The organism is Aquimarina callyspongiae (assembly GCF_034322225.1).
Taxonomy (GTDB): domain Bacteria; phylum Bacteroidota; class Bacteroidia; order Flavobacteriales; family Flavobacteriaceae; genus Aquimarina.
Genome location: NZ_JAXLPA010000003.1, coordinates 409,140 through 430,564, shown reverse-complemented (window position 1 = coordinate 430,564; position 21,425 = coordinate 409,140). Strand labels below are relative to the sequence as shown.

The 21,425-nt window shown below is 32.0% G+C and carries 22 protein-coding genes; 8 read left to right on the top strand and 14 right to left on the bottom strand.

Going from position 1 to position 21,425, the window contains the following annotated elements; all coding sequences use genetic code 11:
- Nucleotides 1-11: 11 nt before the first annotated feature.
- The 11 genes from U0D62_RS14200 to U0D62_RS14150 all read right to left on the bottom strand — a co-directional run bounded on the left by U0D62_RS14200 (nt 12) and on the right by U0D62_RS14150 (nt 6,560).
- Nucleotides 12-350, bottom strand: coding sequence for a GIY-YIG nuclease family protein (locus tag U0D62_RS14200; RefSeq protein ID WP_322287968.1), 339 nt, complete (start codon nt 348-350; stop codon nt 12-14).
- A 29-nt stretch (nt 351-379) separates the two neighbouring features.
- Nucleotides 380-742, bottom strand: a complete 363-nt coding sequence (locus tag U0D62_RS14195; protein ID WP_322287967.1) for a DUF3592 domain-containing protein — start codon at nt 740-742, stop codon at nt 380-382.
- Nucleotides 739-1,008, bottom strand: a complete 270-nt coding sequence (locus tag U0D62_RS14190) for a hypothetical protein (RefSeq protein ID WP_322287966.1) — start codon at nt 1,006-1,008, stop codon at nt 739-741. The genes U0D62_RS14195 and U0D62_RS14190 overlap by 4 nt, the downstream gene beginning before the upstream one ends.
- A 6-nt stretch (nt 1,009-1,014) precedes the next feature.
- Complete coding sequence (locus tag U0D62_RS14185; protein ID WP_322287965.1) at nt 1,015-1,260, bottom strand: hypothetical protein; 246 nt, start codon at nt 1,258-1,260, stop codon at nt 1,015-1,017.
- A 189-nt stretch (nt 1,261-1,449) separates the two neighbouring features.
- Nucleotides 1,450-3,516 carry a flotillin family protein gene (locus tag U0D62_RS14180; RefSeq protein WP_322287964.1) on the bottom strand — a complete coding sequence of 689 codons (2,067 nt, stop codon included), beginning with the start codon at nt 3,514-3,516 and terminating at the stop codon, nt 1,450-1,452.
- Nucleotides 3,517-3,597: 81 nt separating this feature from the next.
- Nucleotides 3,598-4,161, bottom strand: a complete 564-nt coding sequence (locus U0D62_RS14175; protein WP_322287963.1) for an SPFH domain-containing protein — start codon at nt 4,159-4,161, stop codon at nt 3,598-3,600.
- Complete coding sequence (locus tag U0D62_RS14170) at nt 4,161-4,886, bottom strand: hypothetical protein (protein WP_322287962.1); 726 nt, start codon at nt 4,884-4,886, stop codon at nt 4,161-4,163. The genes U0D62_RS14175 and U0D62_RS14170 overlap by 1 nt, the downstream gene beginning before the upstream one ends.
- A gap of 39 nt (nt 4,887-4,925) precedes the next feature.
- Nucleotides 4,926-5,054 carry a hypothetical protein gene (locus U0D62_RS14165; RefSeq protein WP_322287961.1) on the bottom strand — a complete coding sequence of 43 codons (129 nt, stop codon included), beginning with the start codon at nt 5,052-5,054 and terminating at the stop codon, nt 4,926-4,928.
- 10 nt (nt 5,055-5,064) lie between these two features.
- Complete coding sequence (locus U0D62_RS14160) at nt 5,065-5,379, bottom strand: YbjQ family protein (protein WP_322287960.1); 315 nt, start codon at nt 5,377-5,379, stop codon at nt 5,065-5,067.
- 67 nt (nt 5,380-5,446) lie between these two features.
- Nucleotides 5,447-6,160 carry a PspA/IM30 family protein gene (locus U0D62_RS14155; RefSeq protein ID WP_322287959.1) on the bottom strand — a complete coding sequence of 238 codons (714 nt, stop codon included), beginning with the start codon at nt 6,158-6,160 and terminating at the stop codon, nt 5,447-5,449.
- Between the two features lie 4 nt (nt 6,161-6,164).
- Nucleotides 6,165-6,560 (bottom strand): type III secretion system chaperone family protein, encoded by a 396-nt coding sequence (locus U0D62_RS14150; protein ID WP_322287958.1) that lies wholly within the window; start codon nt 6,558-6,560, stop codon nt 6,165-6,167.
- A gap of 404 nt (nt 6,561-6,964) precedes the next feature.
- Here U0D62_RS14150 and U0D62_RS14145 point away from each other — a divergent pair, with 404 nt between their 5' ends.
- The 8 genes from U0D62_RS14145 (at nt 6,965) to U0D62_RS14110 (ending at nt 14,241) form a co-directional block, all read left to right on the top strand.
- Nucleotides 6,965-7,723, top strand: a complete 759-nt coding sequence (locus tag U0D62_RS14145; RefSeq protein WP_322287957.1) for a helix-turn-helix domain-containing protein — start codon at nt 6,965-6,967, stop codon at nt 7,721-7,723.
- Nucleotides 7,724-7,948: 225 nt separating this feature from the next.
- Nucleotides 7,949-8,137 (top strand): hypothetical protein, encoded by a 189-nt coding sequence (locus U0D62_RS14140; RefSeq protein ID WP_322287956.1) that lies wholly within the window; start codon nt 7,949-7,951, stop codon nt 8,135-8,137.
- Between the two features lie 499 nt (nt 8,138-8,636).
- Nucleotides 8,637-9,104, top strand: coding sequence for an ankyrin repeat domain-containing protein (locus tag U0D62_RS14135; protein ID WP_322287955.1), 468 nt, complete (start codon nt 8,637-8,639; stop codon nt 9,102-9,104).
- A 53-nt stretch (nt 9,105-9,157) separates the two neighbouring features.
- Complete coding sequence (locus tag U0D62_RS14130) at nt 9,158-9,682, top strand: hypothetical protein (protein ID WP_322287954.1); 525 nt, start codon at nt 9,158-9,160, stop codon at nt 9,680-9,682.
- A 235-nt stretch (nt 9,683-9,917) separates the two neighbouring features.
- Entirely contained in the window at nt 9,918-11,369 is a 1,452-nt protein-coding gene (locus tag U0D62_RS14125; RefSeq protein ID WP_322287953.1) for a hypothetical protein, read from the top strand.
- A gap of 103 nt (nt 11,370-11,472) precedes the next feature.
- A complete protein-coding gene (locus tag U0D62_RS14120) occupies nt 11,473-12,471 on the top strand; it encodes a sensor histidine kinase (protein WP_322287952.1) in 999 nt (332 codons plus the stop codon).
- Nucleotides 12,468-13,502 carry a histidine kinase gene (locus U0D62_RS14115; RefSeq protein ID WP_322287951.1) on the top strand — a complete coding sequence of 345 codons (1,035 nt, stop codon included), beginning with the start codon at nt 12,468-12,470 and terminating at the stop codon, nt 13,500-13,502. Before U0D62_RS14120 ends, U0D62_RS14115 begins: the two co-directional genes overlap by 4 nt.
- On the top strand, nt 13,483-14,241 hold the full coding sequence (locus U0D62_RS14110; RefSeq protein WP_322287950.1) for a LytR/AlgR family response regulator transcription factor: 759 nt from the start codon (nt 13,483-13,485) through the stop codon (nt 14,239-14,241). The genes U0D62_RS14115 and U0D62_RS14110 overlap by 20 nt, the downstream gene beginning before the upstream one ends.
- 81 nt (nt 14,242-14,322) lie before the next feature.
- Here the strand turns inward: U0D62_RS14110 and asnS are convergent, their stop codons facing one another.
- The 3 genes from asnS to U0D62_RS14095 form a co-directional block, all read right to left on the bottom strand.
- The gene (gene asnS, locus U0D62_RS14105) at nt 14,323-15,765 is read right to left on the bottom strand and encodes an asparagine--tRNA ligase (RefSeq protein ID WP_322287949.1); all 1,443 of its coding nucleotides are present in this window, start codon (nt 15,763-15,765) and stop codon (nt 14,323-14,325) included.
- Between the two features lie 663 nt (nt 15,766-16,428).
- Nucleotides 16,429-18,828 (bottom strand): efflux RND transporter permease subunit, encoded by a 2,400-nt coding sequence (locus U0D62_RS14100; RefSeq protein WP_322287948.1) that lies wholly within the window; start codon nt 18,826-18,828, stop codon nt 16,429-16,431.
- Between the two features lie 150 nt (nt 18,829-18,978).
- Nucleotides 18,979-21,420 carry a DUF5686 family protein gene (locus U0D62_RS14095; RefSeq protein WP_322287947.1) on the bottom strand — a complete coding sequence of 814 codons (2,442 nt, stop codon included), beginning with the start codon at nt 21,418-21,420 and terminating at the stop codon, nt 18,979-18,981.
- Nucleotides 21,421-21,425: the final 5 nt, after the last annotated feature.

The following is a 21,425-nucleotide window of genomic DNA, read 5'->3' as shown; positions in this document are numbered from 1 at the left end:
TGATGATGATGTCAGTCTGAGCCTGTCGAAGACTTATTACTTTTTCCAAGGATATTTCTAGATTCAGTATAGTTTTTGGAATATTCAATCAATTTATCCCAATTCTCATTAATTAAAGCAATTTTTTTTCTTCTACTCCAGCCTTTTAATTGTTTTTCAACCATTATAGCTTTATCTGGATCAGTAAATGTTTCATACCATTTTAACTCTACAGGTCTTCTTTTATATGTATATGAATTTTCTTTTAAACCAATATTATGTTCATATATTCTACGTTGAAGATTATTGGTGATCCCAATATAAAAGGAGCCATCTTTGCATTCAACTAAATAAACATAATATTGTTTCATTTTTTCGTTTCGTTATGACTTCGACAAGCTCAGTCTGACATATTTGTTCGTTTCTCGATCCTTGAATGATTAGGACTTTTTTCTAGATACTTAATCTTAACTGAGTCTCCGACATTTTTGGTAGTATCAAAGTACAGATCATGTTCGTGTCTTAAAATCTCCTGGGTTTTTATAATTTCTTTATCACCTACCTGATACTTATATTGTATGTGAATATTATCTACAGGAGTTCCTATTTCATTTTCATACTTATTCCACCTGATGTCTTCAATCACAGCTTTAGAGATCACACCGTTCTTGTTTAATTTTTCTTTTTGTAGGTAAGTGTTTACCGCCATAATCGAGACCCCAACGATTAAAACAATAATTAACCCTATAAATTTCTTGTTCATAACATTGATATTAAGTTAAATAATAACCAAACTGTTATTGTTATACTAACCGAGATAATCACTATACTTTTTATAGCATTGGTTCGGTTTTGTTTTTTCATTTTCTTACGAATCCTTGCTAAAGCTTCTTCAGAAATTGGCTCTATTTTGATGCCTTGGCTTTCTTTGTCATTTTGTGTCCAACCATCATAGGCTTCTCTTTTCTTTCTGCGACTATTATTTTTAAGCGCGGTAATCATTCCTAGCGCTGAACCAAACCCTCCCATAGCTTTTTATATTAAAAATAACCAGGTAGTTATTGCGACACTTACCAAAGCGATCACTATATTTTTTATAGTGTTGGCTCGGTTTTGCTTTTTTATTTTCTTACGAATCTTTGTTAAAGCTTCCTCAGAAATTGGCTCTATCTTGATACCTTGACTTTTGGTATCTGTATTTCCACCTAAGTGGCTAAATGCTTCTCTTTTACTTCTTCTATCATTAAATTTGATTGAAGCAACCATGGCTGCAATACTCATAATTAAACCGTATTAAAAGTTAAACAATTCCCATCCTGAGCCTACCTCAGAACGGGAAGGCTTTTATGGGTTTAAAAATGTATTTATGATGATATTCATAAAGTGTTGTGGAGTTTATCCACTTTTTTCTTCGAACACAAATCCGAAATTTATTCTCCTCCTAAGGAAGGAGGAGAATTTTTATAGATTTTACTTCAGTTTTTTATCAGCGAGTCCTAATCCACTGGCCAGATTATACAAGTTTGTAAACAAGTTGTTTTCATCCGGATCTACTGTTTTTTGCTTCAATTCTAGTAATAGATTAGCAATTGTTAGGTTTTTGATGTCCTCAGAAGAGATTCCGTATTTAGTAGCGAATTCTTTTATTTTTTCTAAAAGATTCCCTTTTACATCTTCACTTCCTAAAATGGCATCTTTTACATCCTGAATATTATCTGAATGTTTAACTAATCTATCGATTCCTTTGGCTCTGGTAATCTGACCTACAATCTGATCAAAGAACATAGTCTCACCACCAACAATATCAATATTGGCTGCTTTTAAGGCTTCTCCGATCACTTCTGCTTGCGCATCAGCAATTTCTTTTTGGATATTAATTTCTGCCAGATCCACTTGTAATTCTTTATCTAGACGTAACTTGAATTCTTCATGTTCTTTACCAACACCATCAAGTTTTTTCATTGCTTCTGCTTTCTCTTCAATACCAGCAGCATCTGCAAGTGCTTTTTCTTTGATTACTTCGGCCTCTGCCATTCCTTCTTTACGAATAGCTTCTGCTTTTGCTTCGATTCCGGTAGCTTCTGCTTTTGCTTTCTTCTCTATGATTAAGGCTTCTACAAGACCTTCACGTTCGTGAGCATCAGCTTTTGCATGCATCACTTGCGCTTCAGACATCCCTATAGTAGCTTCTTCTTTAGCTTGTGCTTCTGCTAATGTTTTACGAGCTTCTGCTTCTTTTTCACTAGCTTCTTTCTGTGCTTGCGCTTCGATATTAATCTCTTCAGCTTTTTGTTTGGCTGCTTCTTTTTGCGCTTCTGCTGCTTTTGTTGTTTTGATTAAGTCTTCTTGCGCATTAGCTTCGGCAATGGTAATTTTTACCTGTTTATCACGATCTGCAGTCTTGAAAGCTTCTATGTCCTTCATGTTTTCCTGCTCTTCTACTACACCTTTCTCCAGCATCACACGATCGCGAATTACATCCTGAATATTCTTTTTCTCTACTTCTACTACTTTTTCTTTCTCGATTTGCGCCAGCGTCACGATTCTTTCACGTTCTGTAGCTTCTAACATTCTGTCTTTTTCTACTCTCTCTGTTTCTACAACTTCTGTACGTTGTTTGTTTTTGGCAGCGACAATAATCTGACGTTGCATATTTTCTTCGGCTACTTGTACCTTTTCTTCTGTAGAAATACGAGCTGTCTCAGATTTTAATCGTTCTTCTTCGGATACTTTTAATATCTCTGCCTCTTCACGTGATTTGATATTGGAGATTTCACGTTTTTGTTGCTCTTCTTTTTCAGCCAATTGTTTATCCAATTCGAGAATAGCTTCACGTGCTTCTACATCCTGTTTACGGATTACTTTTTCTTCATCACGCTTAATAAGGTTGGACTTGATATTTTGTGCGGCAGTAAGTTCTGTAATCTTTTTAATACCTTCTGCATCGAGGATATTATCAGCTTTCATTACACTCAAAGATGTTTGCTCCAGGTCATCTATAGCACAGTCATCAAGAATATATCCATTAAGATCGGTACCGATGATATTTACAATTTCATCTCTGAATTCTCTACGAGCTTCATATAGCTCAACAAATTCGAATTTTTTACCTACTGTTTTTAGGGCTTCTGAAAATTTTGCATCAAAAAGACTTCGCAAAGTATCAATTTCTGATGCACGATTACAACCAATGGTTTGCGCTACATTGATAATATCTTCTACAGATTTGTTTACTCTCACGAAGAAAGCTACTTTGATATCTGCTCGAATATTATCTTTACATATCAATCCGTTTACTCCGGTACGTTCGATTTCAATTTTTTTGATAGAGATATCCATAATCTCTACTTTATGAAGTACAGGAATGACATATAATCCTTTGTCAAATGCAACGGCAGTACCTCCAAAACCGGTACGAACCAATGATTCTCCTTGCGGGATCTTCCTGTAGAAAATAGCGATGATTATAAAATATAGTACGATAAGGAGTACTAATGCTACCACCACGATGATGGCTATACTTGCGATGTTGCTCATAGAAATTATTTTAGTTGTTAAATGTTATAATACTTGTGTTATTAATTCTTCAATATTTTACTTTGTTTGTTGATTAGGTTACTAGGTCATTATTTCTACATCATAGATTGTACAGTCATCTATAATATATCCATAATGATCGGTGCCTATGTTTTTAATCACCATATCTCTAAATTGCTGTCTTTTTGTTATAAGTTCTTCTGAAGAGAATTCATAAGCTATCGTTTTTAGAGATTCAGTAAATTTAGCTTCAAAAAAAAAATTTATTTCTTCGTTTTTATAAGTGTGTTCAGATCCAAAATTCTGAGCAACACTATAGATATCTTCCAAAGTTTTATTTATCCTCACAAAAAAGGAGGCTTTTAAATGAACTTGTTTCTTGTCGTTACAAATTAGTGCAATGGGGCCTATTTTTTCTATGTCAATCTTTTTAATGGTAAGATCAATCTTTTCTAGATTATGAAAAAGAGGAAGAACAAAAATCCCTTTATCAAATACTATGGTAGTACCACCTAATCCAGTTCGTACAATTGCTTCTCCTTGGGTTATTTTTTTGTAAAACAAGAGGATAACCAGAAAGTACCATAAAATTAAAATTAGAGATGCTATTACAACGATTGTAATGATTCCTGAAAAATTTGCCATCAATAATTTATTGGGATTACAATATATAGTTGTTTATTCTTCTCTTGATTTACGATCTCTACTTTTGTATTAGCCGGAATCTCTATTCCGTCTTTGGATTTAACCATTACTTTGATTGGATCGGATTGAATTTTTATTTCTAAAGTTGATATTTTTTCGCCAGAAAGGGGACTTTGTAATATCCCTTGTCTTCCTAACAATTCTAAAGCACTTTCTCCTTTGTTATTAAAATTGACGAAGAATCTTTTAAATGGGGTTGTAAATATCTTTGTTAAAAAGAGAGCGGGAATAATACCTCCAAAGAAAAATATGAATCCAAAATCATTGTCATAACTATGTGTTATAGATGTGCCTGACATTGTTATTGCCCACCAAAACAATACAAAAAACGTGAAAGTGAACATAAACGGGAGACCCACAAAATTAAAGAAGATCAAAAACACCTGAAAAAAATTGAGTTTTCCCCGACGGCGAATAACATCTTCTTTTTTTACTTCTGTATTGGATATGTCTTGAATATCGAGATTAGCTCGGGCATCAAATTCAGAATCTATGTCTACATCAGCATCTACATCAGCATCAATATCCATATCAATATCAGCATCAAAGAAATCAAGATCCAGGCCTGTCATTGTGGTCAAAATCCAATACAGGATTAATAATCCGAAAAGAATAGTTAGTGGCAAATTAACTATAGAAATTGCTATGTCAAATAATTCTTTCAATGGTTAGTGTGTTATAGTTAATGATATTAAAAATTGATTTTAATTATCTCTTTTTTCAAAATTTTCAGTTTCACTGATTCGCACCCTTCTGATGGCTAGATAAATTAAAGCCGCCAGGATACCACCCCAGATCAATCCGTAAATGCCTAAAACTAGTATGGTTTCCATAGTTTTTGAGTTATTTAAGTTTAACTGCTGTACCGTATGCAAGGATCTCTGATGCGCCTTGCATAACCATTGATGTCGTAAGTCTGATATTTATTACCGCATCTGCCCCTAATTTTTTTGCATCGTATATCATTCTTTGCATTGCTTGCTCTCGGGAATGCGCTTGTAGCTTGGTGTATTCCTCGATTTCACCTCCTACAATATTTTTAAGTCCGGCGAATACATCTCTACCAATATTTCTAGCTCTTACAGTGCTACCTCGGGCAACACCAAGTACTTCAATTGTCTCTTTTCCGGGTATAGTATCTGTTGTTGAGATTATCATGGCTTATTAGTTTTAAAATGTTATTAGATTCCAGATATTATCTGGCACACTCCTTTAATTAAAAGGCTTAGGCATCTTCATCTTTAATGCCCAATTGTTCTTTTAGCTTAGCTAAATCATCTTCTGCACTAGCCTCTGTTACATCAATAGCTTTATCAATCTCTTCATCAATAGATTTAGAAGCATTTGCGATATCACCATAAGCTTCTGCTAGAGCTTCTTCTTGATTGACTTTGTCTTTCATGCGTTCTAGCATAGTAACGGTGCTTGAGCCATCGATTTCTGCCATTTGTTTATTAAGGTTTTTTGTGGCTTTAGAAACTTTAACACGGGCTTTTAACGTTTTAAGTTCATTTTCCCACTTACTGATATTTTGCTTTATCTCCTGAACATTTTTCTCTAATTGATCTACAGATTTATCAAACTTTTCAGATTCACCTTTGGTTCGTGTGACATGCTGTAACGATTCTTCTTTTTTTACTAAAGCTTCTTTTGCTAATCTATCTGCTTCTGCAGTATCCAAATCTCCATTTTGAGCTTTTTTAAGGATCAACATTGCTTTTTGCTGATAATCCTCAGCTTTTGAAGCAAAATCTTCGGTCTCGTTTTTGGCTCTAATAGCCAGTGCTTTTACTTGAGCCAAGGCTTCAAGGCTTTTTTCTAAATCCGTTTTCATATCGCGAATACCTTGTTCGGTCATCTTGATAGGATCTTCCATTTTATCAATCGCAGAATGTGCCTCAGCTTCTCCTATTTTGAATAATCGTTTAAAAAAGTTCATAGTATTAGTATTTTGAATAATTTATAATTTGTTCTGAATATTCGCTTAATAATAAGCCTAGGGAGTTTAAAGATCCTTCGAGCTCATTGAGATCCAGATTTTCTACCTGAAGCGTATCTCTGAAAATTACTTTTTCGCCTGTTTGATCCAGGACAAAGGCTCCGTGAACAATGTCTCGGTTTTTCTGAAGTAAATTTCTGTAAACAGCTTCGTTTTTGTTTTTAATATTAAAGATATGCTGTTCCATTATTAAAATGGGGGGTGCGACTCCCAGGATCATGTTTTTAATCCCTTCATTTTCTTTGCTTATCATGATGATACCATCTCTTTTGTTTTCATGAATGATATTATAATTGAGTTGAAGCAAATAGTCTTTCACCTGTTGAAAATGATCGTGCATTTGATGGCTATTTTGATTGATTATTAGTAATTTATTTTATCTGACTTTGTTATCTTTTATTGAAATGATAATGAAACTTCAATAAATTATCTGTCGTATTATATAAGTGTATTTTAAATTATTGGGTGTTGTATCAATATTACAAAAAGAAACATAACTTTTCGATAATATCTACTGCTAAATTAGCGAGATAATATACAAGGACTATCATGGGTATGATGATTTTAAAAATTAATAATTTAGTTTGTTTGCTAAAATTTTTAGTAACGGTCCTTTTTGAACTTGTATGAGATAAGAAGTTAAGAAGTATTTCTACTAAAATTAGCATTTTTGAAATATATTAGCTAATATTGTTAGTGTAAATGTACGATAATTTTTTATAATTGCAAATAAAATTAGCAAAAATGTCATTTTTTGGAAAAAACATAAAAAAAATACGTAGCGTTAAAGGATTAAGTCAACAAGCGTTTGCGGAGCTTTTTGACTTAAAAAGAGGTACTTTAGGAGCGTATGAAGAAGGTAGGAGTGAACCTAAAATTGAAACTATCATAAAAATAGCTAATTATTTTAGCATACAAATTGATGGCCTTCTAACTAGTGAACTTACGGTAAATGAGCTACTAAAATTTAAAAGCGATCTTACAACATATGCAGAGGATGTTAAACGTGAACAATTTGCTGCTATACCTTGTATCACAGAGAGTACTACAAATGAATATATAACTTTATTTGATAAAGAGAATTTTATTAAGGAGTTACCTACTATTCAATTGCCTGTTAATCCTGCTAAAGAATTTAGAGGATATACCGTTTCTAATCTAGAGATGAGTTCACATGATAAAGGCTTTTATCCCAAGGATGTTGTAATAGGAGAAAAAGTACCCGGATCTGTAATCAAGAAACTAAATAACGGAACTTTAGTTTTTGCGGTAGTTGAGGGTAAATTAATATTTAGAAGATTGTATACTACAAAAAACAATGTAGTTCTACGTGCAGATCATAAGAATATAGAAGATGAGGAGTATCCTATAACAGAAATAAAAGAAATGTGGAGAGTGCGTTATGTTTTTTGTAGACGTATTCCTGAGTTTGCCGATCATGTTGAAGATAAATTATTGATGATTGAGCAGGAACTTTTAAAAATGAAAGAGAAACTAGGATAGTATTATTGAGCGATAAATAATTATCCAAAAATGATACTATATACATATTTGATAAGTACGACTTAAATTTCATCTGATTTTGTAATTGATTGATTCCTAGTTTTTTGATTAGTTTTTTGAGATAAAAAAAGTTTTTCGACTCATAAAACATAAGAGAGAAGCATAATTTCTATGTAGTGTTTTGTTATATCTTAGAGATGTTATAAACCAAAATATTACACAAAAATGAAATCAATTTTAAATTTAGAAGGCGCAAAAAAGATTAGTAAAACTGAACAAACGAATATCCTTGGTGGAGCTGGATTTAACGGGTGCTATGAGGAAGGTAGTAGATGTTGCGAGCATACTGGAGGTCCAAGAGGTGTGTTTTGTGATGCCGGGTATTGTACTAGATGGGGATGTGTTTGGCACTAGTTTTAGTATGAATGATTAAAAAAGGCGAAACTTAAAAAGTTTCGCCTTTTTTGTTAAATGAGCATGTTTTAAAAAATAATTTATGCTTAAGAGTTGAGCAAATATTTTGATAAAGAATAATTTGTAAATGTGTTTGCTTTGAGAAAAATTAAAATTGAAACTAACTAAGTTTATTTAAAATAAATGCTTTGCATTATAAAGATGAGTTTATTAAAGATTTCATAAATAAGTTTTGGCTATAATGAAATTGCAATAATCAATTTGTTTTATTAATTTTCTGTACAATATAAACTATCTTTATGTTGATGGATTTACATCTAAAATAAATTAATAAGAATGTAGGTTTAAGAGATTGTATCTTAAGCTGAATCTTAATATTTTTAATATTCTGTTCATCAGAGTTTACCTGGTAATAAATGCTCATAGTCGGGATTCTTTATTTAAACTATGAAAAAGAATCTCGGCTTTGTTCTATTCTAATTAGATTTTTTAAATACTTATGGAGGATATTTTTAGTGCTGTACGATCTCAAGAGTTATCAAAAGTACAAGCTGTCTTAAATACAAACCCTGAACTTGTCCATACTAAAGATGGTAGAGGTTCCACACCATTATTATTAGCATCATATTATGGATTGGAAGATATCACAGAAACTATTTTAAAGCATAAACCTGATGTAAATGCTAAAGATGGATCGGGGAACACAGCATTAATGGGAGTTTGTTTTAAAGGATACTATACTATTGCTAAGTTGTTAATTGATTTTGGAGCAGATGTTAATCAGAAGAGCTCTAATGATGCAACAGCATTGATTTATGCTGCTACATTTGGTCAGAAAGAAATTATTAAATTACTATTGAAGCACGGAGCTGATATTTCTGCAAAAGATAATCGTGGGTATACTGCAGAAATGCACGCTAGAAATCAGGGAATAGAAATTTCTGAATTATTGAACACTACATCGTGAATAAACCAGAAAATATAGAAAATATTAAATCTGTAAACATCAGATCTAGTAGTATGAAGAGGCGGTCACTAATGTCTTCTTCAATGGTTGATGTTTTTCAATCTTTTTTAAAAGAAAGTATCAATGGCGAAGTAGTGATTGTGAATACTAATTTTGGGATGGAAGTATATTATTGTTCAGATCATGATTATAGCAATTTTATTAGAGAAAGTATTTTGTTGTATACTATAAACCTTGTTGATCATACAAAGTTAAAGTTTAGGAATAATCTTGATAAAGAAGCTGTATATAAAAGTTTTTATGAAGCTTTAGAAACCTTTGTTCAATATCCTCAGATTTTTCTGGCTTATACTAAAAAGTTTATTCACCTGAGAAAGAAAAATAAGTCAAGTAGATATGTGATGCCAATCTTGAGTGAATATTTTGAAAGAATATTTAACACGCTTGCAAAAGCTGGCAAGATCCCACATTATAATACTATAGAAAAAGCAAAAAGTAAATCTGAGTACTCTAAAAATGAAGGTAATGCTATTGAGGACTTGATTTCTGAAATACTATTAAAGAAACACAGTAACTAAAGAAAAATTTCTATTACATATAGAAAAAACGTTTGATACCCCAGAATTTTGCGCTTAGTGAAACTAGTTAACTTTTGAAGCAATTGTACTCTGTACTATTGCTTTTTTTCTTTGAATAAAAAGAATGTACAATTCAATACATTCAAAGTACAGTTCAATTCATTTGATTTTATAGATACGTTATACCGATGCATATTTGTGTAATCAAAAAACGAAAATCAAAAAACGAACAGTTATGAATTTATTAATAAAATTTATCCTGGCAATTATGCTTAAATTATTATCAATATTGTTTTTTCTTAATGCATCAGATGTTAGTGCTCAAAAAACATCTTATGCCGTAAATCATAATAATGGTAAAACAACGATTAAGGTTAGCAGAAATAATTTCGACAATTTTTCTATTAATTATGAAGGAGAAATCACTTTGTCAAATGATGATAAAGATGTTATAGCTATTTCCAGAGGGGGATATTTGGAAATAAAGAAATCTACTTTTGGGAGTAAGCGTAGGATTGTAATCGAATCCGAAGGTAATGGAACTCTTAATAAAAAATACTTTTCAGGCTCGTCCAAGAAAAGTTTTGAGCCAGAAGGAAGAAAGTGGCTTGGCGAGATACTTCCGGATATTGTAAAATCAACAACATTAGGTGCAAAAAGTAGAGTAGAACGTTTTTATAAGCAAGGAGGAGCTAATGCGGTATTTAATGAAATACGATCTTTAGAAAGTGACCATGTTAAATCAGCATATTTAAAAATAGTATTAGAAAAAAACCTATCAACTGGTGAACTTGAATCTTTACTTCGCGTAGCTGGTGAAACTATAGACTCTGATCACTATCTGGCTGATCTTTTAAAATATAGGCAAAAAGACTTCTTTGGCTCCAGTAGTTTGGTTTCTGCATACATCGATGCCACAAAGAGTATTGAATCTGACCATTACGTAACAACGGTTTTAAATACAGCTATTAAGGATAGTAACCTTTCTGATGATCAAATTGGGAAATTATTTCGGATCACAAAAAATATTGATTCGGATCATTATTTATCGCAGGTTCTGGTAAACGTTATGAAAAAACGAGATCTTAATACTTCTAATCTAAATCTATTGATCGAAAATTCTAAACAAATAGGGTCAGATCATTATAAAGCTCAAGTGCTTAAAAAAGCATTAGACTTACCAGGTATTTCTAAAACAAATTATAATACTTTTTTAGGTACTTTAGAAGATATTCAATCAGATCATTATATCACGGTTATCTTTGATAAATTATTGGATAAAAAACTAGACAGTCCTGAACTGAGTAAACTACTTCAACTTGCAGGAAATTCTGTTGGATCTGACCATTACTTGGCAGAAGTTTTAACAAAAACGATACAGCGTCAGGGTTTAAGTGGTAATAATCTGGATGTATTGATTAATGCGTTATCGAGTATTAGTTCTGATCATTATGCTGCTACGGTTGTAGAAAAATTAGGAAGACAAAACCTTAATAATAGTCAGCTGATTAAAGTTCTCGAAGGATTATCTCATATTAATAGTGATCATTATCTTTCATCAGCATTGGTTGAGTTGTCGCCACTAGTTAATAAAGCAGGCGAAGATGCTAAACGAGCGTATCGCAATGCTTGTAAGAGTATTTCTTCAGAAACTTATTACGGAAGAGCTATTCGAGCCATAAATTAAAACCTTAAAAGTTTCATCCTACCTTATATCATTTTATAATATTGATTATTTTGGTAGGATGAAGTTTACACTTGACTATTATTTATATCAACTTCCATCCTCTGTGAAAAAGTATTTCATTATCATTTCTGTTGGATTTATCCTAGGGATACTTACGTATCTTTTTTTAGGTTTTGCTGAAGAAGAAAATCAAGGCGAACTTCTATATTCTGGTATTTTAGGGGTAGTTATTGCTTATTTTATCTATTTATTTAATGAGATTTTGAATAGGCTAATTTCCTGGAGAATATTTACAGGTTTTCGTCTTTTTACAGGTGTTTTATCCAATACTGTAATAGCTTTTTTGTTAACATCCATTGTACTATACGGTATTACTTTTTTAGAAGAATCACAAGATACTTTTTTGGATGATTATAATGAGATATTACTCAAGCTTGCCATCTTTATATTTTTTGTTTCCTTAATTTATAACGTGGTTTATTTTGCATTACACTCTTATTATCAGTATGCCAAAGGTCAAATTATATCCTTACAGTTAGAACGCAAACAAACAGAATTACAATTAGCTGCATTAAAATCACAATTGAGTCCGCACTTTTTATTTAATAGTATCAATACAGTTTCTTCATTATTATTTAGTAACATAAAAAAAGCTGAAGCATTTATAAGAGAACTAGCTAGGTCCTATAATTATACATTGAACAATTATGATAATAAATGGGTAGAAGTAAAAGAAGAATTGCAGTTTGTTAATTCATATTACTTTTTATTGAGAACACGTTTTAATGATCGTATTGTTTTGGACGTTAATATACCCGATGAAATATTAAGATCAAAAGTTCCGCCATTAACCTTGCAGATGTTAGTTGAGAATGCTGTAAAACATAATCAGATGACTGCAGAGGATACCTTAAAAGTAACCATTGAATATGATCAGCAGATTATTAAGATAACGAATAATAAAACGATACCTCCTAAAAAGGTAGATTCGTTTAAAATAGGGTTAAGTAATATAAAATCCAGATATCAATTATTGGCAAATAAAGGTATTGAAGTTATTGATGGAGATGATTTTGTTGTAAAACTTCCTGTTGTGTTATGAATAAACTTTTTATACATAATCCAATATTTAGAATCATAAGCCCTTTATCTAGTGGAGCTTTAGTGTATCTACTCATTCTATTGGTAAATAATAATGTGGGGCAGTTGCAAGATGAGTTTTTAGGACAAGAATTATATGTTTGTATAGGTTTGTCGTACCTTATTCAGGAATACTCCAGAATTTCTTTATTCTTTTTTGAAAAGTTAAAGCAACCAGCATCTCTAATAGGAAAAATAATATTACAGATACTTATATCTGTAATTGCTTCAGTAATTTTGGTTTCTGGATCCATGTATTTGTATTTTGAAATTGCCCTTGGATTTACTCCTAACCTGTCAGAGCTTATTCTTTTTAACAGTATTTTTTCAGTTATCACTATAATATACCTTTCACTATATCTTAGTCATCAGTTTTTGTATAAAGTGAATATAGAAATATTGAATAGAGAATTATCTATAAAGGAGAATATAGATCAAGATTTTGTGCAATTTAAGAAAGGTATAAACCCTAAACTATTATTTGAAAGCTTTGAAGCATTGATTCTATTAATTAAAAAGGATGCTGATAAAGCAGAGCAGTATATAGATTATTTTTCTGCAGTTTATAGGTATATCCTTTCAAGAACTTCAAAAGAACTTGTACCTGTAAAGGAAGAACTTATGGTTTTAGAACAGCTTTTGCTATTATTTGAAAATTTACCATATCGAAAAGCAAAATGTACCGTAGTAGAGTCTATTGATTCCTGGGTGGTGCCTGGTAGTATATTGTCCTGTGCAGAAGAAATTATACGAAGCACGATAACTTCTCAGGATAACGAACTAAATATCGAGATATTTACAGACTCAGACCACATTCTGATAAAGTACCCGCATCAAGAGAAGATAACTTATACAATGCAATACCAGAATATAGAAGATATTATTGAGTTATATCGATTTTATACAACCAAAAAAATTACTATTACAAAAGACGATATATATAAAGTGATAAGCATACCTAAACTTACCATCAATGAAAGTAGTGATAATTGAAGATGAACCTTTTGCAGCAGAAAAGTTAGAACGATATTTGCTTAAATACAGTGCAGATATTAAAATAGTAAATACTTTGATTTCTGTAAAAGAAGCAATTGATTGGATTAGCAGTCATCAAGATGAGGTGGATCTTTTTTTTATGGATGTACAATTAGTCGATGGGTTAAGTTTTGAAATTTTTACTGAAATAAAAGTAAATACTCCTGTTATTTTTACAACAGCTTTTGATGAGTTTGCAATTGATGCTTTTAAAGTGAATAGTATTGATTATCTTTTAAAACCAATACTTTTTACAAATCTTTCAAAGGCGTTAAAAAAATTAGAAACTTTACGATCACAATTTTCTTCGGATACTACTATTAATAAGGAGGTAAAACTAATTGCTGAACAACAATATAAAAACAGATTTTTGGTCAGTATAGGTAATCATATTCACTCAATCAAAAGTGAAGATATATCTTTTTTCTTTGCAGAAGGGAGAGACGCGTATCTTATTACAGAAAGTCAAAAGAAATATATGATAGAGTATACTTTAGAGAGTTTAGAGAAGTTGCTCGCGCCTAAAACCTTTTTTAGAGTAAATAGAAGTTTTATAGTTCATATTAATGCTATCCGGGATGTAATGGTATATTCAAACAGGAGATTGAAACTAAGCTTGAATCAAAAGCTGGATAAAGAGGTTGTAGTAAGTCGTGAGAAGGTGACAGATTTTAAAAAATGGTTTGAAGGGAACTAAGTATTTTAATCATATGGTATTAAATAAAAAGATCCTGTATTTTTTATACAGGATCTTTTTTGTTATTATTTCTGTTGTTAATTAAAACTCTGCATTTAACGGGGTTCTTGGATATGGTATTACATCTCTGATATTTCCCATTCCTGTAACAAACAATACTAAGCGTTCAAATCCAAGCCCAAATCCACTATGAATGCAAGTTCCGAAACGACGAGTATCTAAATACCACCATAAATCCTCTTCAGGGATGTTTAGAGCGGCCATTTTTTCTTTTAATACATCTAATCGCTCTTCACGCTGAGAACCGCCTACAATCTCTCCTATACCAGGAAATAGAATATCCATAGCTCTTACGGTCTTGCCATCATCATTTAATCGCATATAAAATGATTTTATATCAGCAGGGTAATCAAATAATATAACAGGACATTTAAAATGCTTTTCTACTAAAAATCTTTCATGCTCACTTTGTAGATCAGCACCCCAACCCTCTATAGGAAATTTAAACTTCTTTTTCTTATTAGGTTTAGAGTTCTTAAGAATCTCAATCGCCTCTGTATAGCTTACACGTTTAAAATTGTTTTCAAGAACAAATTTTAATTTATCACGTAGTAACATTTCTGCACGTTCTGCTTGAGGTTTTTGTTTATCCTCTTGTACTAATCGGTTTTCTAAAAACTCTAGATCATCCTGACAATTATCTAATACATATTGGATCACATATTTTATAAAATCTTCTGCTAGATCCATATTCCCGTCAAGATCACAAAAAGCTACCTCTGGTTCTATCATCCAGAATTCTGCAAGATGTCGAGAAGTATTAGAATTTTCTGCTCTAAATGTTGGCCCAAAAGTATATACTTGACCAAGCCCCATAGCATACGTTTCTGCTTCTAATTGTCCAGAAACTGTTAGGTTTGTTTCACCACCAAAGAAATCTTGTTTGTAATCAACCTCCCCATTTTCGTTTTTAGGAATACTATTAAGATCCATGTTAGTGACTTTAAATGCTTCACCAGCTCCTTCAGCATCACTTTTGGTGATTACAGGAGTGTGTACATAGTAAAAGTCGTTTTTGTGAAAATACTCGTGTATAGCAAAAGATAATTTGGATCGCATTCTCATAATCGCTCCAAATGTATTGGTACGCACTCTTAAATGTGCCTGTTCACGCAATTTTTCTAAGCTATGTCGTTTAGGTGATAGAATGGTCAACTTTAATTCTTCAGGGTCTGATTCACCTTCTATTTCGATATTTGTGACCTGAATTTCTACTCGTTGTCCCTTTCCTTCACTTTCTACCAAAGTACCAGATATAGCTAAAGCCGCACCAATATTTATCCTGCCCGTTATACTTGAATCAATTGTATTATCCTCAATAACACATTGAATATTTTTAATAGTTGATCCATCATTTATAGCTATAAATCGATCATTTCTAAAAGAACGTACCCATCCTTTTATCGTTACAGGTTGTAATAGTTTATCACTTTGTAGAACCTCTATTACTTTTGTATGTTTCATACGTATAATTTTGTTATTAAGAGTGTCAATTGCCTTAAATTGATATTGCAAAAAGACAAAATCCTCTCCAAATTCCTGTTGATTATCCTTGCTAATTTTGATATCTTAAATCAACAAAGTTTTGTGAAAAATGTTTGTCAATTAATAGATATAAAAAAATTAAGGTAGCAAAGATAATTTTTTAATCGGATTGATGCATAATCTTACAATTCAAAAAATGAAAGAGTAAATTTTAAAATCTTTTTTTTTGACGAAAAAAAGACGAGGTAAGAAAAAAAGAGAAAAAAAATGACAGTTTTTTGAGTCGCAACTCGATGCTAAAACCGTAAAAAACGATAAAAAAGGGTAAAAACCAAGGTTTTTTGAAACTTTTTTTCAAAACCATCAAAAACACGTTTTAATAATAACTAGCTGTTTTTCAGATAGTTAATAGGTTTTTTAAATTACTAAAAGATTAAACAAATGTTAAAATTATTAAAAAACACCAAAATAGGGGATTTTTCCCCCCTTCATGGGGTTTCAAATTACAAAAATGGAGTGTATCTTGCATGTGCAATTATGACGATTGTGTTTACGTTAAGTTTAGTTCGATAGGTTTTGGGGTAATCTATCTTACAGAAGTCCCGCTAGTTTACTAGTGGGGCTTTTTTTATAAATTAGATTTTATTCTTCTTCATTTAGTAATTCTTCATCATTAGGGATGATTTTAAGCGATGGTTCCTTGAGGGTTTTCTTGTTGGCAATACTTCTTTCTAATGAGAGTAATAAAGAGGGTAATAATAGAAGGTTTGCAAGCATTGCAAAAAGAAGTGTTGCAGAAACTAAACCTCCTAATGCTTTGGTTCCTCCAAAACTTGAAATCATAAATACAGAAAATCCAAAAAACAAAACGGTTGATGTGTAAAACATACTGACTCCAGTTTCTCTCAAGGCAGCAAAAACCGATTTTCTAATTCGCCAATGATTAGATTTTAATTCTTGCCTGTATTTTGCTAAGAAATGGATTGTGTCATCTACAGATATTCCAAAAGCGATACTAAACACTAAAATTGTAGAAGGTTTTATTGGAACGCCCAGAAACCCCATTAATCCCGCAGTCATTAATAAAGGAAGAAGGTTAGGGATTAAAGAAATGATAATCATCTTTAAAGACCTAAACATCCAGGCCATAAACAGCGCTATTAATATAATTGCAAGACCTAGAGAGAAAACAAGGTTCCAAACGAGGTAATTTGTTCCTTTCTGAAAAATGAGAGCTTTTCCTGTAAAGGAAACATCATAGCGATCTTTTGGAAATATTTTTTCTAATTTAGGTGCTAAATTAGCTTCAATTCTTTCCATTTCTTCGGTACCTACATCTTTCATAAATGTAGTGATTCGAGCATATTGCCCAGTAGAATCCACATAGCTTTTCATTACCCCGGCTTCAGACTCAAAGCTCTTTGCGTAGGGTAATATAAAGTTTCTTTCCTGACTTGTTGGGATTTGATAATATTTAGGATTACCGTTATAAAATGTTTGCTTAGCGTATTTTACCAGGTTTACAATTGATATTGGTTTTGATAGCTCTGGTGTTTCTTCTAGCAATTCTTCGAGCTTCTCCATACGACGTAATGTGGATAGCTTTAATACGCCTTGTTTACGTTTGGTGTTTATCAATATTTCCAACGGCATAATACCGTCAAATTCTTTTTCAAAAAACTCAATATCCTGATAAAACCCAGCGCCTTTTGGCATATCTTCTAGTAAGCTTCCAGAAACTTTAATGGTGTAAATCCCAATGATACTTACAATGAGGATAATAACAGAAGAGAAATATATGGTTATCCTTCTGTTTTTAACCATGTTCTCCATCCAGTCTACCAATTTTTCTATCCACTTTTTTCCCAAATGCTCAAGGTGCCTTTCTTTGGGTTGTGGCATATAACTATAGATGATGGTAATGACTAATAGACAAAGTATAAATAGTGCGATAATATTTAAAGAAGCAACAATACCAAACTCTTTAAGTAACTTGCTCTCTGTTAATGCAAATGTCGCAAATCCAGCCGCAGTAGTTACATTGGTCATCAGAGTAGCATTACCTACTTTGGTGATTACTCGCTGTAAAGACTTAGCTTTATTACCATGTTTTTTGATCTCTTGTTGGTATTTATTGATCAAAAAGATACAATTAGGAATTCCTATCACGATAACTAGAGGAGGAATGATAGCAGTAAGTACTGTAATCTCATAACCTAATAGCCCTAATAGGCCAAATGCCCACATTACTCCAATAATCACAGCGGTCATTGAGATAAAAGTAGCTCTAAACGATCTGAAAAAGAAAAAGAATATTAATGAAGTCACTAATAAAGCCGCAATAATGAATATTTCGATCTCATCCATTATGTTTTGCGAATTCATCGTTCGGATATAAGGCATCCCCGATACCCGAATGTCCATTTGATATTTTTCTTCAAACTCTTTAACTAATGGAACAAGAGTTTCTTCTATAAACTTTTTTCTAATATTAGTATTTACAATGTCTTTGTTAAGATAAAGTGCACTTTGAATGGTTTCAGATTTATTACTAAAAACTAAACCTTCATAAAAAGGAAGTTTGTTAAATAACTCTTGTTTATACTCATCAACTAACTTTTCTGTATAAATGCTATCTGTAATAAACGGGACTAGTTCAAACCTCGGAGGATTATCTTCTTTTTTTAATTTTTTGAGATCAGCTAAAGAAATAACTAAATCTATCTCACTGTATTTTTTAAAAGAGTCGTTAAACTCGTTCCAGGCTTTTAGTTTTTCAGGTGTAAAAAGTGAACTATCTTTTACAGCCATTACGATAAGATTACCTTCATCACCAAACTTCTCCAGAAAGTTTTGATATTCAATATTTACCTGATGATCATCAGGCAAGAGGTTGGCTTCTGTAAACGAAAACCTCATGTTTTTCCATTGAAAACCAAGAAATACTGTTATCCCGATTATCCCTATAAATATTGCTGCTCTATTGCGAAGAATTATCCCTGCCAGCGTATTCCAAAATCCAAAACTTAATAATTTTGCCATCCTTTATTTTCCTTGTGCAAATGTAATAATTTGAGGTATATCTGAATTAATATTTTTTATCTAAATAGCACTGGTTATAACTTTTAGGTTTTATTTGAAAATTTAAATCTTTGAATAGGCTCTGAAGAAAAGTTTGAGTTCAAAGAAAAATTAAAGTTTAAGATAGAAAGTGAACTTGAATGATAAGTTATCACTGAATTCTGGTAAATGATATGCGCCATATCGATAGGCAAAACTCAATCCAAAACCAGCGAATAGTTTATTTAGTTCGAACCCTGACTCTTGATATCCTTGTTGTAGAGAATTAAACTCAATACCTTGATGACCGTCAAGATTACTAACATCTCCGATGGCATATCTGCTGATTAAAACTAATTCGGGTTTTAGCCAGCTAGCAATTCTAAAAGGCCTTAATCGATGTCTCACTTGTAATGTTGCTAATCGATCACTAAAAAACTCATTAAAGAACATGGTTTCAAAGCTTCTTCTTCCCGCTACAGAGAAACGTTGTAACACAGTTTCTTTTGTGGGAGCATTGGGATATGCATGATACAAATGTGTAAGTGGAACATCGCCACTGGCAATATCTCCTTCCAACAAAAAACTAGTGCTTGACTGATTAAGTCGATTGATGACATATTCTGCTTTTATGCCTATTTTACTATAGCTAAAATTACTATCATATATTCCTTTAAAACCTTGAGTATATTGAGCACTTATTTTAGGGTATCCATCATATATCTCTTTCATTCCGTCTGGTGTCTTCAGAAATTTGCTAAATGGACTCCAGCGCAAAGCAATGGTAGATTCTGCTAATTTATATGATGAGAATGATTGCCCGTTATTAAGATAAGTATATCCTCCGGTTTGCTCTATCTCACTTGTAGAAAATTGAGTTTCTGAAAGAAGATTTGGTAAGATTTGATGTTGCAGGCTTGTACTCCAGCTTCGGTACTTGTAATAAAAATCAATATTCACCAATCTGGGTTCAAACAATGAGTATACTCTTCTATCTGTAAGATAAAAGAAGCTTCCGACTTCACTTAGGTCGTTTTTGTAATTTACATTTAACCAGGTTCCTGATTTTTTATTTAATAATACTCCGCCACCCAATCCGTGTTTAAATCTTCCATCTCTAAACCCATAGACGAGATATCCTTCTAATCTAAACCTTTTAGAGAGCTTGTTGTTTGTAACTCCTCCTAGTCCTAATCGCAAACCTTCAAAATTATTATATTTAATAGGGTAGGTAAGGTCAAAGTCAAAAAAGCTAACAGGGTAATATCCAATGTTAAAACTTTGAATGACATTAATTCTACGTTCTATATTTTGTGCTTTAACAATACTGTCAACAATAGGGAACGATTTTAAATCTTTCTCGGTGATAGCACTTGTACGATATTGCTCCCAATAACTTTGAGGTCTTGAAGTCGCTTCAGGATTAATTTCAATAGAAGCCTGTTTGAGTTTTAAATTTGTTTTGTCATTTAGATTAACATCAAATATATCAGTTTTAGAAACTAAGAAATCATTATTTCCGGTAAAGCTCTTTTTATCCCCGCCAAGTCTTCCAACGGATATTTGTCCTCCAAAAAGGCTTACTTTTTGTTTTCCAATACCAGGACGAATAGTTACTTCCTGACCGGAAGGAAACCATTTTTGTTCTTCTTCAAAGTATTTAAAATCATGAGTTACCATCACATTAAGTTCTCCTCTTAACTCTGCAACAGCTTTCTGGATGGCTAGTGTTTTCATGTCTAGATATAAAACTCCTTCTAAACTCGCAATTTTCTTAGATCTTCTTGGTTGAAAAAGAACTACATATGCTGGTCTTTTTCCTTGAGTTGTATCTAAAACTTTGTAATAATAGTTTTTAATGGCTCTACGTGATAGTGGTCCAGCATACTTGTTATTAAAAATGGTGTAATCTTCTTCATAAAGAGAATTGGACTGTATTTTGATACCAAGTACATTGTAGATGGGTTCTTTAAAACCTGTCATCTGAGTAGCTAATACCGTTTCTTTTTCACCTTGACCTTTTTTAAATTGATGAAGACTAACTTTTTCTGAAAGAAAAGAATGTGCTTCATTAAATAATCGCTCCATATCTACTTTTGTAGTGTCAGGAGTGTCAAATCTAGCTTGATTATCTTCTGTTATCTTAAATTTATTATAACTTTTATAGCTATAGTTTTTTAATGATTTTTTAGGATTGTTTTGCTTTTTGCGATTAATAGCCTCTTTGATGATATTGGTAGCAATGCTACCTGCAATATCTAATTTTATAGGCTCAAGATCTAAAGGTTGTGGAGTTAGCTTAACTTCAATTTTTACTACATCTTTTGATTTTATAGAAAAAGTCTTTGTGAGATATCCTACATAACTTACTGTAAGTTTAATAGGGTAAGAGTCACACCTAATCACAAACTCTCCAGTAGATGAAGTAAGCGCATACGACAAATCATCAGCTTTTACTGTAGCAAAAGGCAATGGTTCATTAGAACTTTCATCAATTATTTTGCCGGTAATACTAATTTGGGATAATAAAACGAAAGGAACAAAAAAGAATAAACAGAAAATTTTGTTTCGCATTATCC

What these genes read in the sequence shown, in the direction of transcription:
- U0D62_RS14200 (WP_322287968.1), bottom strand. Translation starts at nt 350, where the DNA reads ATGAAACAATATTATGTTTATTTAGTTGAATGCAAAGATGGCTCCTTT.
- U0D62_RS14195 (WP_322287967.1), bottom strand. Translation starts at nt 742, where the DNA reads ATGAACAAGAAATTTATAGGGTTAATTATTGTTTTAATCGTTGGGGTC.
- U0D62_RS14190 (WP_322287966.1), bottom strand. Translation starts at nt 1,008, where the DNA reads ATGGGAGGGTTTGGTTCAGCGCTAGGAATGATTACCGCGCTTAAAAAT.
- U0D62_RS14185 (WP_322287965.1), bottom strand. Translation starts at nt 1,260, where the DNA reads ATGAGTATTGCAGCCATGGTTGCTTCAATCAAATTTAATGATAGAAGA.
- U0D62_RS14180 (WP_322287964.1), bottom strand. Translation starts at nt 3,516, where the DNA reads ATGAGCAACATCGCAAGTATAGCCATCATCGTGGTGGTAGCATTAGTA.
- U0D62_RS14175 (WP_322287963.1), bottom strand. Translation starts at nt 4,161, where the DNA reads ATGGCAAATTTTTCAGGAATCATTACAATCGTTGTAATAGCATCTCTA.
- U0D62_RS14165 (WP_322287961.1), bottom strand. Translation starts at nt 5,054, where the DNA reads ATGGAAACCATACTAGTTTTAGGCATTTACGGATTGATCTGGGGTGGT.
- U0D62_RS14160 (WP_322287960.1), bottom strand. Translation starts at nt 5,379, where the DNA reads ATGATAATCTCAACAACAGATACTATACCCGGAAAAGAGACAATTGAA.
- U0D62_RS14155 (WP_322287959.1), bottom strand. Translation starts at nt 6,160, where the DNA reads ATGAACTTTTTTAAACGATTATTCAAAATAGGAGAAGCTGAGGCACAT.
- U0D62_RS14150 (WP_322287958.1), bottom strand. Translation starts at nt 6,560, where the DNA reads ATGCACGATCATTTTCAACAGGTGAAAGACTATTTGCTTCAACTCAAT.
- U0D62_RS14145 (WP_322287957.1), top strand. Translation starts at nt 6,965, where the DNA reads ATGTCATTTTTTGGAAAAAACATAAAAAAAATACGTAGCGTTAAAGGA.
- U0D62_RS14140 (WP_322287956.1), top strand. Translation starts at nt 7,949, where the DNA reads ATGAAATCAATTTTAAATTTAGAAGGCGCAAAAAAGATTAGTAAAACT.
- U0D62_RS14135 (WP_322287955.1), top strand. Translation starts at nt 8,637, where the DNA reads ATGGAGGATATTTTTAGTGCTGTACGATCTCAAGAGTTATCAAAAGTA.
- U0D62_RS14130 (WP_322287954.1), top strand. Translation starts at nt 9,158, where the DNA reads ATGAAGAGGCGGTCACTAATGTCTTCTTCAATGGTTGATGTTTTTCAA.
- U0D62_RS14125 (WP_322287953.1), top strand. Translation starts at nt 9,918, where the DNA reads ATGAATTTATTAATAAAATTTATCCTGGCAATTATGCTTAAATTATTA.
- U0D62_RS14115 (WP_322287951.1), top strand. Translation starts at nt 12,468, where the DNA reads ATGAATAAACTTTTTATACATAATCCAATATTTAGAATCATAAGCCCT.
- U0D62_RS14110 (WP_322287950.1), top strand. Translation starts at nt 13,483, where the DNA reads ATGAAAGTAGTGATAATTGAAGATGAACCTTTTGCAGCAGAAAAGTTA.
- asnS (WP_322287949.1), bottom strand. Translation starts at nt 15,765, where the DNA reads ATGAAACATACAAAAGTAATAGAGGTTCTACAAAGTGATAAACTATTA.
- U0D62_RS14100 (WP_322287948.1), bottom strand. Translation starts at nt 18,828, where the DNA reads ATGGCAAAATTATTAAGTTTTGGATTTTGGAATACGCTGGCAGGGATA.
- U0D62_RS14095 (WP_322287947.1), bottom strand. Translation starts at nt 21,420, where the DNA reads ATGCGAAACAAAATTTTCTGTTTATTCTTTTTTGTTCCTTTCGTTTTA.